The organism is Halomonas sp. KM072, from assembly GCF_050710315.1.
Classification (GTDB): domain Bacteria; phylum Pseudomonadota; class Gammaproteobacteria; order Pseudomonadales; family Halomonadaceae; genus Vreelandella; species Vreelandella hamiltonii.
Genome location: NZ_CP136132.1, coordinates 1,108,006 through 1,122,089, shown reverse-complemented (window position 1 = coordinate 1,122,089; position 14,084 = coordinate 1,108,006). Strand labels below are relative to the sequence as shown.

Sequence of the window (14,084 nt, the reverse complement as noted above, 5' to 3'; positions counted from 1 at the left end):
TGCCGCAAGGGCACCCAAATCCACAGACAGACGCAGTTTCTCGGCCCTTCCCGGGCGCTACTTGAAGTTCTTGCGGTATATCTTGGCCAGCTCGCCCACGATACCGCTGCGAAAGCTCAGCACACACACCACGAAAATGATACCCAGGATGACGCTTACCCAGTTGCCCAGCGGCGATTGGGCCAGAATATGCTGCAGGCTGACCACCAGACCCGCCCCCATTACCGGCCCGAGCAGCGTACCCACACCGCCCAGCAGGGTCATCAGAATCACCTCGCCGGACATGTGCCAGTGAGCATCGGTAAGCGACGCCAGCTGGAACACCACGGTCTTGGTCGCCCCGGCTAGCCCGGCCAGCGCTGCCGACAGGACGAATGCCAGCAGCTTGTAGGCATCGACGTTGTAGCCCAACGAGATTGCACGGGGCTCGTTCTCACGGATGGCTTTGAGCACCTGCCCATAAGGGGAGTGCACGGTGCGCTGAATCAGAGCAAAGCCCAGCAGGAACACGGCAAACACGAAGTAGTACATGCTCAGGTTGTTGCGCAGGCTGATGAACCCGAACAGGTGCCCTCGCGGCACCCCATGCAGGCCATCCTCTCCCCCTGTAAAGGGGGCCTGCACGAACACGAAGAACACCACCTGAGCCAGCGCCAACGTGACCATGGCGAAGTAGATCCCCTGGCGGCGAATGGCCAGCAGCCCGAAACCTGCCCCCAACAGGGTAGCGGTCAGCGTGCCTGCCAGTATGCCCAGCTCCGGGGTCAGCCCCGGGTAGCTGGCCAGCAGATACCCGGTCACGTAACCGCCCGTTGCCAAAAAGGCCGCATGGCCAAACGACAGCAGCCCGGCATACCCCAGCAGCAGGTTGAAAGCGCAGGCAAACAGGGCAAAGCAGAGAATTTTCATCAAGAACACGGGGTAAGCGACGAAAGGCGCCACCAGCCCGACGACGATGAGTGCAAGGTAGAACATGTTGCGACGCAGCCTGGCCCGACGCTGACGCTCCTGCACGGCGGAAGGCAGCGCGACGGCTGATGAAGTATGCGACGTTGCCATGATTAAGCCTCCTTACCGAACAGCCCAGCGGGGCGTAACATGAGCACCAGGATCATGACCAGGAAAATGACCGTATTGGAGGCTTCGGGGTAATACACCTTGGTCAATCCTTCGATGACTCCCATGCCCAATCCCGTTACGATAGCGCCCAGAATCGAGCCCATACCGCCGATGACCACCACCGCAAACACCACGATCAGCAGGCTGGAACCCATGGTGGGTGAAACGGGGTAAAGCGGTGCTGCCAGCACTCCGGCAAAGGCCGCCAGGCCCACGCCGAACCCGTAGGTCAAGGTGATCAACAACGGAACGTTGACGCCAAACGCCTGCATCAATTGAGAGTTTTCGGTGCCGGCCCGCAGATAGGCGCCCAGCCGCGTACGCTCGATCATGAACCAGGTGAACAAGCACATGGTCAATGCCGCCACCAGCACCCAGGCCCGATAGGTGGGCAAGAACATGAAGCCCAGGTTGAGACCACCCTGCAGAATCTCCGGGGTGGCGTAACGCGCCCCGGAAACCCCGAAGAAGTTCACCAGAGTGCCTTCAAAAATCAGCGCCAACCCGAACGTCAGCAGCAATCCGTACAGGTGGTCCAGGTGGGCAATGCGACGCAGCAGAAAACGCTCCATCAGCATGCCGAAACCACCCACCACTACGGGCACCAGCACCAGGGCCAGCCAGTAGTTGATACCCAGATAGCGAAAGCCCAGCAGCGCCGCGAAGGCGCCCAGCATGTACTGCGCCCCATGGGCAAAGTTGACGATCTTCAGTAGCCCGAAGATAACCGCTAGGCCCAAGCTAAGCAGCGCATAAAAGGCTCCATTCACAAGCCCAAGCGTTAGCTGGCCCATGAAGACGGCCAGTGGCACGCCGAATATCATCGTCATGGTGTGATTCTCCTTGTCACCAGGCGGGGCTGCCCGCCTGGTGCTGTTCAGCGTGATGTGCCGATCAGTTGTTCACCAGCGAGCACTGGCTTTCAGAGAGCGGGCGGTAGGCTTCTTCGGTGGGAATGGTGCTGAGGATATTGTACAAGTCCCACTCACCGGTCGACTCTTCCGGCGTTTTCACCTGGGCCAGGTACATGTCGTGAACCATGCGGCCATCTTCACGAATACGGCCATTGCGGGCAAAGAAGTCCTCTACCGGCATCTCGGCCATTTGCGCACGAACGGTCTCCGGGTCATCGGTACCAGCAGCTTCTACGGCCTTGAGGTAATGCATGGTGCTGGAGTAGATACCGGCCTGAACCATGGTCGGCATGCGACCCACTTGATCGTAGTAACGCTCGGCCCACTCACGCGACTCGTCGTCCATGTCCCAGTACCAGCCAGTGGTCAGCAGCAGCCCTTGGGTGGCTTCCAGGCCCAGCGCGTGCACGTCGTTGAGGAAGATCAGCAGGCCTGCTAATTGCTGGCCGCTTTGGGTCAGACCAAACTGGCTGGCAGTGGTAATAGCGTTGACCGTGTCGGCACCGGCATTGGCGAGGCCAACGATTTTCGCACCGGAACCCTGCGCCTGAAGAATGTAGGAGGAGAAGTCGCTGGTGGGGAACGGGTGACGCACGCCGCCGACAATTTCACCGCCATTGACGGCCACCACTCGGGTCACGTCGCCTTCCAGAGCATGACCAAAAGCGTAGTCAGCGGTCAGCATGAACCAGGTATCGCCGCCCTGCTCGACGACCGCCTTGGCGGTACCGTTGGCCAGGGGATAAGTGTCGTAGACCCAATGAATATGGTTGGGGGTACAGTGCTCGTTGGTGATACTGGAGGCTGCCGACCCGGACACGATGCCCAGGCCGTTGTTCTCTTCCAGCACCTTGGTGACCGCAATGGTCACCGACGAAGCCACCAGACCGCCCACCATGTCCACGTTGCGCTGGTCGATCCACTCGCGCACGGTGTTGGCGCCAACGTCCGCACTATTGCGGTCGTCGGCGCTGAAAATCACGATGGGGGCACCGTTGACGCTACCGCCGAAGTCGGCCACGGCCATTTCCATGGCCGTTTGACCGCCCGGGCCCGCCAGATCTCGGTAGGTGCCCGACATATCGGCCAGATAGCCAATGCGCACTTCGCCGTCGCTGATCTCGGCTTGGGCGGCAGACGCCATCATGCTGGCAGTGGCAGCCACGGCAATGCTGGCGGCCAGCGTTTTCTTGGTAAAGATCATGCTCGTCTCCTGGCCCTTGGGGCCTTTGTTGTTGTGATGCGGACGCTGTGGTGATGCGGACGTTCAATGGTTGTGATTGTGGTTGAGTGAAGCGTGAGCAGTGCAATCAAAGGATGCGTTGTGTGCGGTGTCTATACCCCCAGCATGCTGTTCAAGTGCTCGCGGCGCGAAGGCAGCTGCGCCGCCGTGATCTCTTCGACGATCTGGCCGTGATCCATGACGAAATGGCGGTCGGCCAGCGGCGCGGCAAAACGGAAGTTCTGCTCGACCAGTACGATGGTCATGCCCCGCTCTTTCAGCTGCACCAGCACTTCGCCCAGCTTCTGCACGATGACCGGGGCCAAGCCTTCGGTAATCTCGTCGAGCAGCAGCAACCGCGCACCGGTGCGCAGAATGCGCGCCATGGCCAGCATCTGCTGTTCACCGCCAGAGAGCCGAGTTCCTTGACTCTTGCGCCGCTCGTACAGATTGGGGAACATGGCATAGATCTCATCCAGACTCATTCCACCGGAGCGCACCGTGGGCGGCAGCAGCAGGTTTTCGTGCACGTCCAGGCTGGCAAAGATGCCGCGCTCTTCAGGGCAATAGCCAATACCCAGACGAGGAATATGGTGAGGCTTCATGCGCAGGGTTTCGCTGCCATTGATGACGATGGAGCCGGTGCGGCGCCCCACCATGTTCATGATGGCCTTTAGCGTGGTACTACGCCCTGCACCGTTGCGACCCAGTAGCGTCACCAGCTCGCCCCGCTTGACGTTGAAATTGACCCCATGAAGGATATGCGACTCGCCATAGAAGGCGTGCAGGTCCTGCACACGGAGCATTTCCAGGCTTTGAGTCTCTGCGACCGGATGTTCGAGGGCTTCTGCAGTCTTCATACGGCGGCCTCCTCACTGGCAGCTTCGCTGCCCATATAGGCTTCACGTACCAGCGGGTTGCGGGAAACGCTGCCGTAGTCGCCTTCCGCCAATACCGCGCCTCGGGCCAATACCGTAATGCGGTCACACAAGCGGCTGACCACGCTCAGGTTATGCTCCACCATCAGCACGGTACGCCCCTGGGAAACGCGCTTGATCAACGCCACGATGCGGTCCACGTCTTCGGCACCCATGCCCTGGGTAGGCTCGTCCAGCAGCATCATGCTGGGGTCCAGCGCCAGAGTGGTCGCCACCTCCAGGGCGCGCTTGCGGCCATAGGGCATTTCGACCGTCAATGTATCGGCATACTCACGCAGCCCCACTTCATCCAACAAGGCCAGGGCACGATCATTGAGGTGATCCAGCGTTTTTTCGGACTTCCAGAAATGAAACGACGTGCCCAACTGGCGCTGCAGCGCAACACGCACGTTTTCCAGCGCCGTCATGTGCGCAAACACTGCCGAAATCTGAAACGAGCGCACCAGGCCCAGCTGGGCAATTTCATTGGATTTCTTGCTGGTAATCGGCTGGCCACGGTAGAGAATTTCACCGCGCGTTGGAGGCAGGAACTTGGTGAGCAGGTTGAACACCGTGGTTTTGCCGGCACCATTGGGGCCGATCAGGGCGTGGATATGCCCTTCCTGCACCTGTAGGTTGACGTTATCCACGGCCGTAAAGCCGCGAAACTCTTTGGTCAGCCCTCGCGTTTCGAGCACTGGCCTCTGGGTCACTTCATCTGCACGCATGAGGTAGGACGCCTCTTGTTGTTCTTGTAGGGTGGGAAGCGCGACGGAGTAACCGACAACGCATCCTTACCTGAACGTAAGCTGTAGGTGCAAACTAGCAACCCAGCACCGGGTATTACAATTACAACTTTGGTCTACGCACCACGATAGCGCAGCGCTTTAAAACGCTGAAATCGCTAAATTTCAACAGCTTGCAAATTTTAAACGCTTGCCAACGATAGCCACTCACTACTTTACGTTAACGTAAACTTGTTTTAGCCTCATGGTCAGTGTTCCATAGGGACATCCCCCTATCGACGAGAATAACGACCATGAGCAAAACCTACACGATCAGCGAGTTGGCCAGCGAGTTCGATGTCACCACTCGCAGCATCCGTTTTTATGAAGACCAGGAGCTGCTGCACCCTTCTCGCCGTGGGCAAACACGCATTTACAGCAGCAAGGACCGCGTACGCCTGAAGCTGACCCTACGCGGCAAACGGCTGGGCTTTTCACTGGCCGAGATTCGCGAACTGTTCGAGCTGTGGGACGAAACGCGCAGCGGCAGTGAAAAGCAGTTGCACCTGATGCTCAGCAAGATCGGCGAACGCAAGGCCGCGCTGGAGCAGCAGATGAAAGACATCACCATGGTGCAACTGGAGCTGGAGAGTGCCGAAATCCGCTGCCGCCAGGCGCTGGAAGAGTTGAACGAGAAGCACCCGGCCACTTCCAAATAAGCCGCTCGAATACCGCCAGCAGACACGGTCCATTAACAATCAACAAGCAACGATGACAAGGTGATTGAGCATGTTTTCCCACTACACAGAACTGAATTTTGGCCTCGATGACGAGCTGAACATGCTGCGCGAACAGGTCAATGCGTTTGCCGCCAGCGAAATAGCGCCCAGAGCCGCCGAGATCGACCGTAACAACGAGTTCCCCAATGACCTGTGGCAGAAGTTTGGTGACATGGGGCTACTGGGCATTACCGTCCCGGAAGAGGATGGCGGTAGCGGCATGGGCTATCTGGCGCACTGCATTGCCATGGAAGAGATCTCCCGTGCCAGTGCGTCGGTGGCCCTCTCTTATGGCGCGCACTCCAACCTGTGCGTCAACCAATTGAAGATCAACGCCTCCGCCGAGCAGAAAGCCAAATACCTGCCCAAACTGATCAGCGGTGAGCACGTGGGCGCGCTGGCCATGTCGGAGCCGGGTGCCGGTTCCGATGTGGTGTCGATGCAGCTGCGCGCCAAGGAAGATGGCGACCACTACGTGCTCAACGGCAACAAGATGTGGATCACCAACGGCCCCGATGCCGACGTGCTGGTGGTCTACGCCAAGACCGACCCGGAAGCAGGCTCCAAGGGCATCACCGCGTTCATCATCGAGAAAGGCATGCCCGGCTTCTCCACCGCCCAGAAGCTCGACAAGCTGGGCATGCGCGGCTCCAACACCTGCGAGCTGGTGTTTCAGGACTGCCGTGTGCCCGCCGAGAACGTGCTGGGCGAGGTAGGCAAGGGCGTGCGGGTATTGATGAGCGGGCTGGATTACGAGCGCACCGTGCTGGCCGCCGGCCCCATCGGCATCATGCAAGCCGCCATGGACATCGTCATTCCTTACATCCATGAGCGTAAGCAGTTCAATCAATCCATCGGTGAGTTCCAACTGGTGCAGGGCAAGGTGGCGGATATGTACACCACGCTAAACGCCTGCCGCGCTTATTTATACGCCGTCGCAGCCGCCTGCGACCGTGGCCAAACTTCTCGTAAAGATGCCGCTGGTGTCATCCTCTACTGCGCTGAAAAAGCCACCCAGGTCGCGCTGGATGCCATCCAGCTACTGGGCGGCAATGGCTACATCAACGAATACCCCACCGGCCGCCTGCTGCGCGATGCGAAGCTCTACGAAATTGGCGCCGGTACCAGCGAAATTCGCCGCATGCTGATTGGTCGCGAACTCTTCACCGAAAGCCATTAATCGACTCAGGAAGGTTTGCGCCATGAGTACACTCTCGACACAGATCAACCCGCGCAGCGATGTTTTTCAGGCCAACGAGGCCGCCATGCTGGGGGAAGTGAACAAGCTGCGTGAGCTGACCGCGGCCATCGCCCAGGGCGGCGGCGCCAACGCCCGCACCCGCCACGAAAGCCGTGGCAAGCTGTTCGTACGTGACCGTATCGACCACTTGATCGATGAAGGCTCGCCGTTTCTGGAATTTTCTGCGCTGGCAGCCCATCACGTTTACGACAGCGACGTGCCCGCCGCCGGGGTGGTCACCGGGATTGGTCGGGTATCGGGGGTGGAGTGCGTGATCGTGGCCAACGATGCCACGGTAAAAGGCGGCACCTATTTTCCGCTAACGGTGAAAAAGCACCTGCGTGCCCAGGAAATTGCCCGCAAGCACCGCCTGCCGTGCATCTACCTGGTGGATTCTGGCGGGGCTTTCCTGCCCCGCCAGGACGAGGTCTTCCCCGACCGCGACCACTTCGGGCGTATTTTCTACAACCAAGCCACGATGTCCGCTGAAGGCATCCCGCAAATTGCTGTGGTTATGGGTTCCTGTACCGCTGGCGGTGCGTATGTACCTGCCATGGCGGATGAGTCGATCATCGTCAAAGAGCAGGGAACGATTTTCCTGGGCGGCCCGCCGCTGGTGAAAGCCGCCACGGGCGAGAGCATCAGCGCCGAGGACTTGGGCGGTGCGGATGTTCACGCCAAAGTGAGCGGTGTAGCCGACCACTACGCCGAAAACGACGCCCATGCGCTGCAACTGGCACGGGCCTGCGTGTCCCGGCTCAACTGGCAAAAGCGTGGCCAGCTCGCCATGCACCCCCCCAGGCCGCCAAGACTCGACCCCGCAGAGCTGTACGGCATCGTCGGCACCGATCTGAAAAAACCTTACGACGTGCGCGAAGTGATCGGCCGTATCGTCGATGGCTCTGATTTCGATGAGTTCAAGCGCTACTACGGCGACACCCTGGTGACCGGCTTTGCGCATATCCACGGCTACCCGGTGGGTATCGTCGCCAACAACGGCGTGCTGTTTTCGGAAAGCGCCGTGAAAGGCGCGCACTTCATCGAACTGTGTGCCCAGCGCAAGATTCCGCTGGTCTTCCTGCAGAACATCACCGGCTTCATGGTGGGCTCCAAGTACGAGCACGAGGGCATTGCCAAGCACGGCGCTAAACTCGTCACCGCCGTGGCCTGCGCCAACGTGCCGAAATACACCGTGCTGATTGGCGGCAGCTTCGGCGCGGGTAACTACGGTATGTGTGGGCGCGCTTACGACCCCAATCTGCTGTTCATGTGGCCCAATGCGCGTATTTCCGTGATGGGCGGCGAGCAGGCAGCAGGCGTACTTTCCCAGGTGAAGCGCGAGCAGTACGAACGAGAAGGCCGGGAATGGAGCAAGGCAGACGAAGAGGCCTTCAAACAGCCCACCCGCGACCAGTACGAGCACCAGGGCCACCCCTACTACGCCAGCGCGCGCCTGTGGGATGACGGAGTCATTGACCCGCTGCAAACCCGCGACGTGCTGGGTCTCTCGTTGGCCGCCGCCATGAACGCAGAAATCAAACAGACGCGCTTCGGCGTGTTCCGGATGTAAGGGGCGAACATCATGGCTTACTCAACATTAGTCATCGAGGCGGGTATCGCTCGCCTAACCTTAAACCGCCCAGAGGTGCATAACGCCTTTGACGATAGCCTGATTGCCGAGCTAAACGTGCACCTGGAAAAGCTGCACGACTTGGCAAGCTCAGGGGACGTACGGGTGATGGTGCTCGGCTCTGAAGGCAAAAGCTTCTCCGCAGGCGCTGACCTGAACTGGATGAAGCGCATGGTCGATTACGACCTGGAAGACAACCTCGCCGACTCCCGCAAGCTGTCGGCGCTGATGCACGGGCTCGACACGCTGCCCTGCCCCACCCTGTGCCGCGTTCAGGGCGCCGCGTTCGGTGGCGCGGTCGGGCTTGCCGCCTGCTGCGACATCGTCATCGCTTCCGAGAAGGCTCGGTTTTGCCTGTCGGAGGTCAATATCGGCCTGTCACCGGCCGTGATCAGCCCTTACGTCCAGCGCGCCCTTGGCCAACGGCAGATGCGCCGCTACGCGCTGAGCGCCGAAATCATGGATGCCCCTACCGCGCTGCAGCTGGGGCTCGCCCACCAGATAGTCGCACACGATGCGCTGGATCACGCCATCGATACCATGATCGGCACCCTGGCCAAGGGCTCTCCTCAGGCGCAGCGGGCAACCAAAGCCCTGCTGGCCAGCGTGGCCCAGGCCCCGGACTCGGATGCCACCCGCGAGCACACCTGCCAGGTCATCGCCCAGCTGCGAGTGAGCGACGAGGGCCAAGAGGGCCTCGCCAGCTTTTTCGACAAGCGCCGCCCCGCCTGGACATCTCCTGAAGAACACAAACACGCTGCGGAGCCACGCTCATGACGCCTACCCCGACCCCCTTCGATACCCTACTGGTAGCCAACCGGGGTGAAATTGCCTGCCGCGTGATGCGCACCGCCCGCCGTCTGGGGCTGAAAACCGTGGCGGTCTACTCGGATGCCGATGCCACCGCCCGCCATGTGCGGGAAGCCGACGAGGCCGTGCGTCTTGGCCCGGCGGCCGCCCGGGAAAGCTACCTGAACATCGAGGCAGTGATCGACGCCGCCCAACGCACCGGCACCGGCGCCATTCACCCCGGTTACGGCTTTCTGTCCGAAAACGGCACCTTCGTCAAAGCGCTGGAACAGGCCGGTATTACCTTCGTTGGCCCGCCCGCTTCCGCCATTGCCGCCATGGGCGACAAATCGGCGGCCAAGGCACGCATGGCCAACGCGGGGGTGCCGCTGGTACCGGGCTATCATGGCGACGACCAGGATGACGCCCTGCTGCGCGCCGAAGCCGACAAGATTGGCTACCCGGTGATGCTGAAAGCCAGCGCAGGCGGCGGCGGCAAGGGCATGCGCGTGGTCGAAAGCGGTGAAGGCTTCAAGGCGGCGCTGGACGGCTGCCGCCGGGAATCAAAAGCCGCCTTTGGCGACGACCGCATGCTGATCGAAAAGTATCTGGTGCAGCCCCGCCATGTAGAGGTGCAGGTCTTTTGTGACCGCTACGGCCAAGGCGTGTACCTCTTCGAGCGCGACTGCAGCGTGCAGCGTCGCCACCAGAAAGTCATCGAAGAAGCCCCCGCCCCTGGCATGACGCCCGAACTGCGCACCGCCATGGGCGACGCCGCCGTACGCGCTGCCAAGGAGATCGGCTACGTGGGCGCGGGCACGGTGGAGTTTCTGCTGGACTCTTCACCAGGTCAGGACGGCGCTTTCTATTTCATGGAGATGAACACCCGCCTGCAGGTGGAGCACCCCGTCACCGAGATGATCACCGGCCAGGATCTGGTGGAGTGGCAATTGCGAGTCGCCATGGGCGAGCCGCTGCCCTGTCGCCAGGACGAGCTGACCATCACCGGTCACAGCTTCGAGGCGAGGCTCTACGCCGAGGACCCGGAGCAGGACTTCTTGCCTGCCACCGGCCTGCTGGGCCGCTTCGAACTGGACACCGAAGGCGCGGGCTTGGCCGCCGACCAGGTGCGCCTGGACAGCGGCGTGGAGAGCGGCGATCGCGTGTCGATGCACTACGACCCCATGCTGGCCAAGCTGATCGTGCACGGTGTCGACCGCGACGCCGCGCTGGCTACCTTGAACCGGGCGCTGGCCGCGCTGGATGTGCAGGGAGTGGTGACCAACCGCGCCTTCCTGCAGCGGCTGGCCAATCACCCCGGCTTCAAGAACGTCGAGCTGGACACGCGCTTCATCGAACGCAATGAAGCGACGCTGTTCGCGCCACGCCGCTACACCACGCAGGACTATGCCAGCGCTGCGCTGATCGGGCTGCACCAGCTGGCCCAGGAGTGCGAAAGCGACTCGCCCTGGGACCGCCACGACGGCTTCCGGCTCAATGCCCCGCACACCATCCGCATCACGCTGTGCGACCCCAGCGCGGCACAAGGCTCGGAGAGTGACAGCCTGGTCGTGGTGGAGGGCAAACGCACGAACCTGGACGCCCAGTGGCAGCTGACCATCGGCGAGCACACGCTCAGCGCCAGCCTGCAACCGCTGGCAGGCGATGCGGTGGCGGTGACCCTCGACGGCCATCGTCGTCGCCTGCAGGCCTACCGGGATGGCAATGTCGTCGTGATGGCCGAGCCCAGCGGTGAAACCCGCCTGCTCTGGCAGCGTATCGACGCCATCGACCACGGCCATCAGGAAACCGAGGCGACCCTTACCGCCCCCATGCACGGCACCGTCGTGGCGCTGCTGGTCGAACCCGGCACCACGGTAGAAAAAGGCATGCCCTTGATGGTCATGGAGGCCATGAAAATGGAGCACACCATGACGGCACCGACCCACGGCAGCGTGGCCACGTTCCACTTCCAGGCAGGCGACACGGTCAGCCAGGGTGACGTGCTGCTCGACTTTGCCCCCAGCGAATAGGAGCTTTTCCATGGCACTGCCTACGGCTATCAAGCTGTTTGAAATGGCCCCTCGCGACGGGCTGCAGAACGAACCGGGCACCCTGGTGCCCACTGCCACCAAGATCGCGCTGATCGAGCGCCTGGCAGCGGCCGGCCTGCGGCATATCGAAGCCGCCAGCTTCGTTTCTCCCAAGTGGGTACCGCAGATGGGCGATGCCGCCGAGGTGATGCGCGGCCTCAAGCGCCAGCCCGGCGTGGTGTATTCCGCCCTCACGCCAAACCTGAAGGGACTGGAAGGCGCTCTGGAAGTGGGCGTCGAGGAGGTCGCCGTGTTTGGCGCCGCCTCGGAAGCATTCTCGCAGAAGAACATCAACTGCTCGATCACCGAGTCGCTGGCACGCTTTGAGCCGGTGCTCGCACGGGCCAACGAGGCAGGCGTGCGAGTGCGTGGCTACGTCTCCTGCGTGCTGGGGTGCCCCTACGAAGGGGACATCGCCCCGCAGAAAGTCGCCGAGGTGGCGAAAGCGCTCTACGACATGGGCTGTTACGAGATTTCCCTCGGGGACACCATCGGTACCGGCACGCCGCTGGCCGCCAAACGCATGATCGAAGCCACCGCCCAACACGTGCCCATCGAACGGCTGGCCGCGCACTTCCATGACACTTACGGCATGGCCATCGCCAACCTGTACGCCGTGCTGGAAGAGGGCGTCGGCGTCATCGATGCCGCCACGGCAGGGCTCGGTGGCTGCCCCTATGCCAAGGGCGCCTCCGGCAACGTGGCCATGGAAGACGTGCTGTACCTGCTGCAAGGACTCGGCATCGAGACCGGCATCGACCTGCAAGCGGTGATCGACACCGGCGACTGGATCACGCGGCAGTTGGGCCGCCAGCCCAGCGCCAAAGTGGCGCTGGCCAGAGGGTGCACACAGCGCACTCCCGGCTAGTACGGCCCGGCCCTAATAATTAAAAACGCTTCACTTCCCGTTCAGACAACAAAAAGATTTCGGAGAGACTCACCATGGCATCATCTGCACCGCTTTCCAGCGCCCTGCCCAGTTACACCAGCAGCACCGCCGACAAACCCTTGCTGGGCATGACCATTGGCGACAAGTTCGACCAGATTGCCGCCCAATACCCGGACAACGACGCGTTGATCGCACTTCACCAGAACATTCACTGGAGCTACCGAGAACTGCAGCGGGAGGTGAATCGCTGCGCTAGGGCCCTGCTCGCCATGGGGGTCAAGAAAGGCGACCGGGTCGGCATCTGGGCACCCAACTGCAGTGAGTGGACGCTGAGCCAGTTTGCCACCGCCAAGATCGGTGCCATTCTGGTCAACATCAACCCCTCTTACCGGACTCACGAGCTGGAGTACGCGCTCAACCAATCCGGTGCACGCTTTTTGATCACCGCCCACCAGTTCAAGAGCTCCAACTACACCGCCATGCTGTACGAGCTGGCCCCCGAGCTGAACCACTGCGCCGAAGGGGCGCTGGACTCCCATAAGCTGCCGCAGCTGCAGTGCATCATCAACCTCAGCGACGAGAAGCACAGCGGCATGTGGCGCTGGGCCGACTTCATTGGCCAGGCCGACACCGTCAGCCAGACCGAAGTGGACGACCTGCAGGCCACCCTGCAGTTCGACGACCCGATCAACATTCAATACACCTCCGGCACCACGGGGTTTCCCAAGGGGGCCACGCTCTCCCACCACAACATTCTCAACAACGGCTTTTTCGTGGCAGAGAGCATGGGCTTTACCAGCGCCGACCGGCTGGTGATCCCCGTGCCGCTCTACCACTGCTTCGGCATGGTCATGGGCAACCTGGGCTGCATGACCCATGGGGCCGCCATGATCTACCCGGACGAAGGCTTCGACCCCGGTAAAGTCCTGAAAGCCGTCCATGAGCAGAAAGCCACCGCCCTCTACGGTGTGCCCACCATGTTCATTGCCGAGCTCGAACACCCCGACTTTGCGTCGACCGACTTTTCCTCGCTGCGTACCGGGATCATGGCTGGCTCCATCTGCCCTGCCGAAATCATGAAGCAGGTCATCGACAAGATGAACATGAAGGGCGTGCAGATTGCCTACGGCATGACCGAGACCAGCCCGGTATCGACACAGACCGGCGCCAACGACACCATCGACAAGCGCGTTTCCACCGTGGGCCGCACCCAGCCCCACCTGGAAAGCAAGATCGTCGACCCAGGCAATGGCGGCATTCTGCCCCGTGGAGAAATCGGCGAGCTGTGCACCCGTGGCTATAGCGTGATGCTCAAGTACTGGAACAACGACAAAGCCACCGCCGAAGCCATCGACGAGGCAGGCTGGATGCATACCGGCGACCTGGCCACCATGGATGACGAGGGCTACATCCAGATCGTGGGGCGTATCAAGGACATGGTGATTCGCGGCGGTGAAAACGTCTACCCGAAAGAGATCGAAGAGTTTCTGTACGCCCACCCGGCCATTTCCGAAGTCCAGGTCACCGGCGTACCCGACAAGAAGTATGGCGAAGAGCTGATCGCCTGGGTGAAGCTCAACGCCACCGCGGGCGAGATCACCGGTGAAGACCTGCGCGAATACTGCAAGGGCAAGATCACTCACTTCAAGATCCCACGCTACTTCAAGTTCGTGGATGCGTTTCCCATGACCGTCACCGGCAAGATCCAGAAGTTCAAGATGCGCGAAATCTCGATAGAAGAACTGGGCCTGGACGAGCAGAAGTAGC

12 protein-coding genes are annotated in these 14,084 nt (G+C 61.3%); 7 read left to right on the top strand and 5 right to left on the bottom strand.

The genetic code is table 11. From position 1 onward, the window contains the following. Nucleotides 1-57: 57 nt before the first annotated feature. From RVM26_RS05255 to RVM26_RS05235, 5 genes are all read right to left on the bottom strand, one after another. The gene (locus tag RVM26_RS05255; RefSeq protein ID WP_498941271.1) at nucleotides 58-1,059 is read right to left on the bottom strand and encodes a branched-chain amino acid ABC transporter permease; all 1,002 of its coding nucleotides are present in this window, start codon (nucleotides 1,057-1,059) and stop codon (nucleotides 58-60) included. Nucleotides 1,060-1,061: 2 nt separating this feature from the next. Further along, nucleotides 1,062-1,949: a branched-chain amino acid ABC transporter permease gene (locus RVM26_RS05250; protein ID WP_039177102.1), complete on the bottom strand. Its 888-nt coding sequence runs from the start codon at nucleotides 1,947-1,949 to the stop codon at nucleotides 1,062-1,064. A 64-nt stretch (nucleotides 1,950-2,013) separates the two neighbouring features. Next, nucleotides 2,014-3,237 carry an ABC transporter substrate-binding protein gene (locus RVM26_RS05245; RefSeq protein WP_498941269.1) on the bottom strand — a complete coding sequence of 408 codons (1,224 nt, stop codon included), beginning with the start codon at nucleotides 3,235-3,237 and terminating at the stop codon, nucleotides 2,014-2,016. 131 nt (nucleotides 3,238-3,368) lie between these two features. Continuing rightward, nucleotides 3,369-4,115, bottom strand: a complete 747-nt coding sequence (locus RVM26_RS05240) for an ABC transporter ATP-binding protein (RefSeq protein ID WP_039177107.1) — start codon at nucleotides 4,113-4,115, stop codon at nucleotides 3,369-3,371. Next, on the bottom strand, nucleotides 4,112-4,900 hold the full coding sequence (locus RVM26_RS05235; protein WP_498941267.1) for an ABC transporter ATP-binding protein: 789 nt from the start codon (nucleotides 4,898-4,900) through the stop codon (nucleotides 4,112-4,114). Before RVM26_RS05235 ends, RVM26_RS05240 begins: the two co-directional genes overlap by 4 nt. A gap of 311 nt (nucleotides 4,901-5,211) precedes the next feature. Between RVM26_RS05235 and RVM26_RS05230 the strand changes: the two genes are divergently transcribed. The 7 genes from RVM26_RS05230 (at nucleotide 5,212) to RVM26_RS05200 (ending at nucleotide 14,083) form a co-directional block, all read left to right on the top strand. Continuing rightward, nucleotides 5,212-5,616, top strand: coding sequence for a MerR family transcriptional regulator (locus RVM26_RS05230; protein WP_039177116.1), 405 nt, complete (start codon nucleotides 5,212-5,214; stop codon nucleotides 5,614-5,616). Between the two features lie 70 nt (nucleotides 5,617-5,686). Then, a complete protein-coding gene (locus tag RVM26_RS05225; protein ID WP_498941264.1) occupies nucleotides 5,687-6,856 on the top strand; it encodes an isovaleryl-CoA dehydrogenase in 1,170 nt (389 codons plus the stop codon). 22 nt (nucleotides 6,857-6,878) lie between these two features. Continuing rightward, nucleotides 6,879-8,486 carry a carboxyl transferase domain-containing protein gene (locus tag RVM26_RS05220; RefSeq protein WP_287808396.1) on the top strand — a complete coding sequence of 536 codons (1,608 nt, stop codon included), beginning with the start codon at nucleotides 6,879-6,881 and terminating at the stop codon, nucleotides 8,484-8,486. 12 nt (nucleotides 8,487-8,498) lie between these two features. Next, on the top strand, nucleotides 8,499-9,323 hold the full coding sequence (locus RVM26_RS05215; RefSeq protein ID WP_287808397.1) for an enoyl-CoA hydratase-related protein: 825 nt from the start codon (nucleotides 8,499-8,501) through the stop codon (nucleotides 9,321-9,323). After that, nucleotides 9,320-11,368: an acetyl/propionyl/methylcrotonyl-CoA carboxylase subunit alpha gene (locus RVM26_RS05210; RefSeq protein WP_498941262.1), complete on the top strand. Its 2,049-nt coding sequence runs from the start codon at nucleotides 9,320-9,322 to the stop codon at nucleotides 11,366-11,368. The genes RVM26_RS05215 and RVM26_RS05210 overlap by 4 nt, the downstream gene beginning before the upstream one ends. Nucleotides 11,369-11,378: 10 nt before the next feature. Further along, a complete protein-coding gene (locus RVM26_RS05205; protein ID WP_498941260.1) occupies nucleotides 11,379-12,296 on the top strand; it encodes a hydroxymethylglutaryl-CoA lyase in 918 nt (305 codons plus the stop codon). Between the two features lie 74 nt (nucleotides 12,297-12,370). Continuing rightward, a complete protein-coding gene (locus RVM26_RS05200; RefSeq protein ID WP_498941258.1) occupies nucleotides 12,371-14,083 on the top strand; it encodes an AMP-binding protein in 1,713 nt (570 codons plus the stop codon). Nucleotide 14,084: the final 1 nt, after the last annotated feature.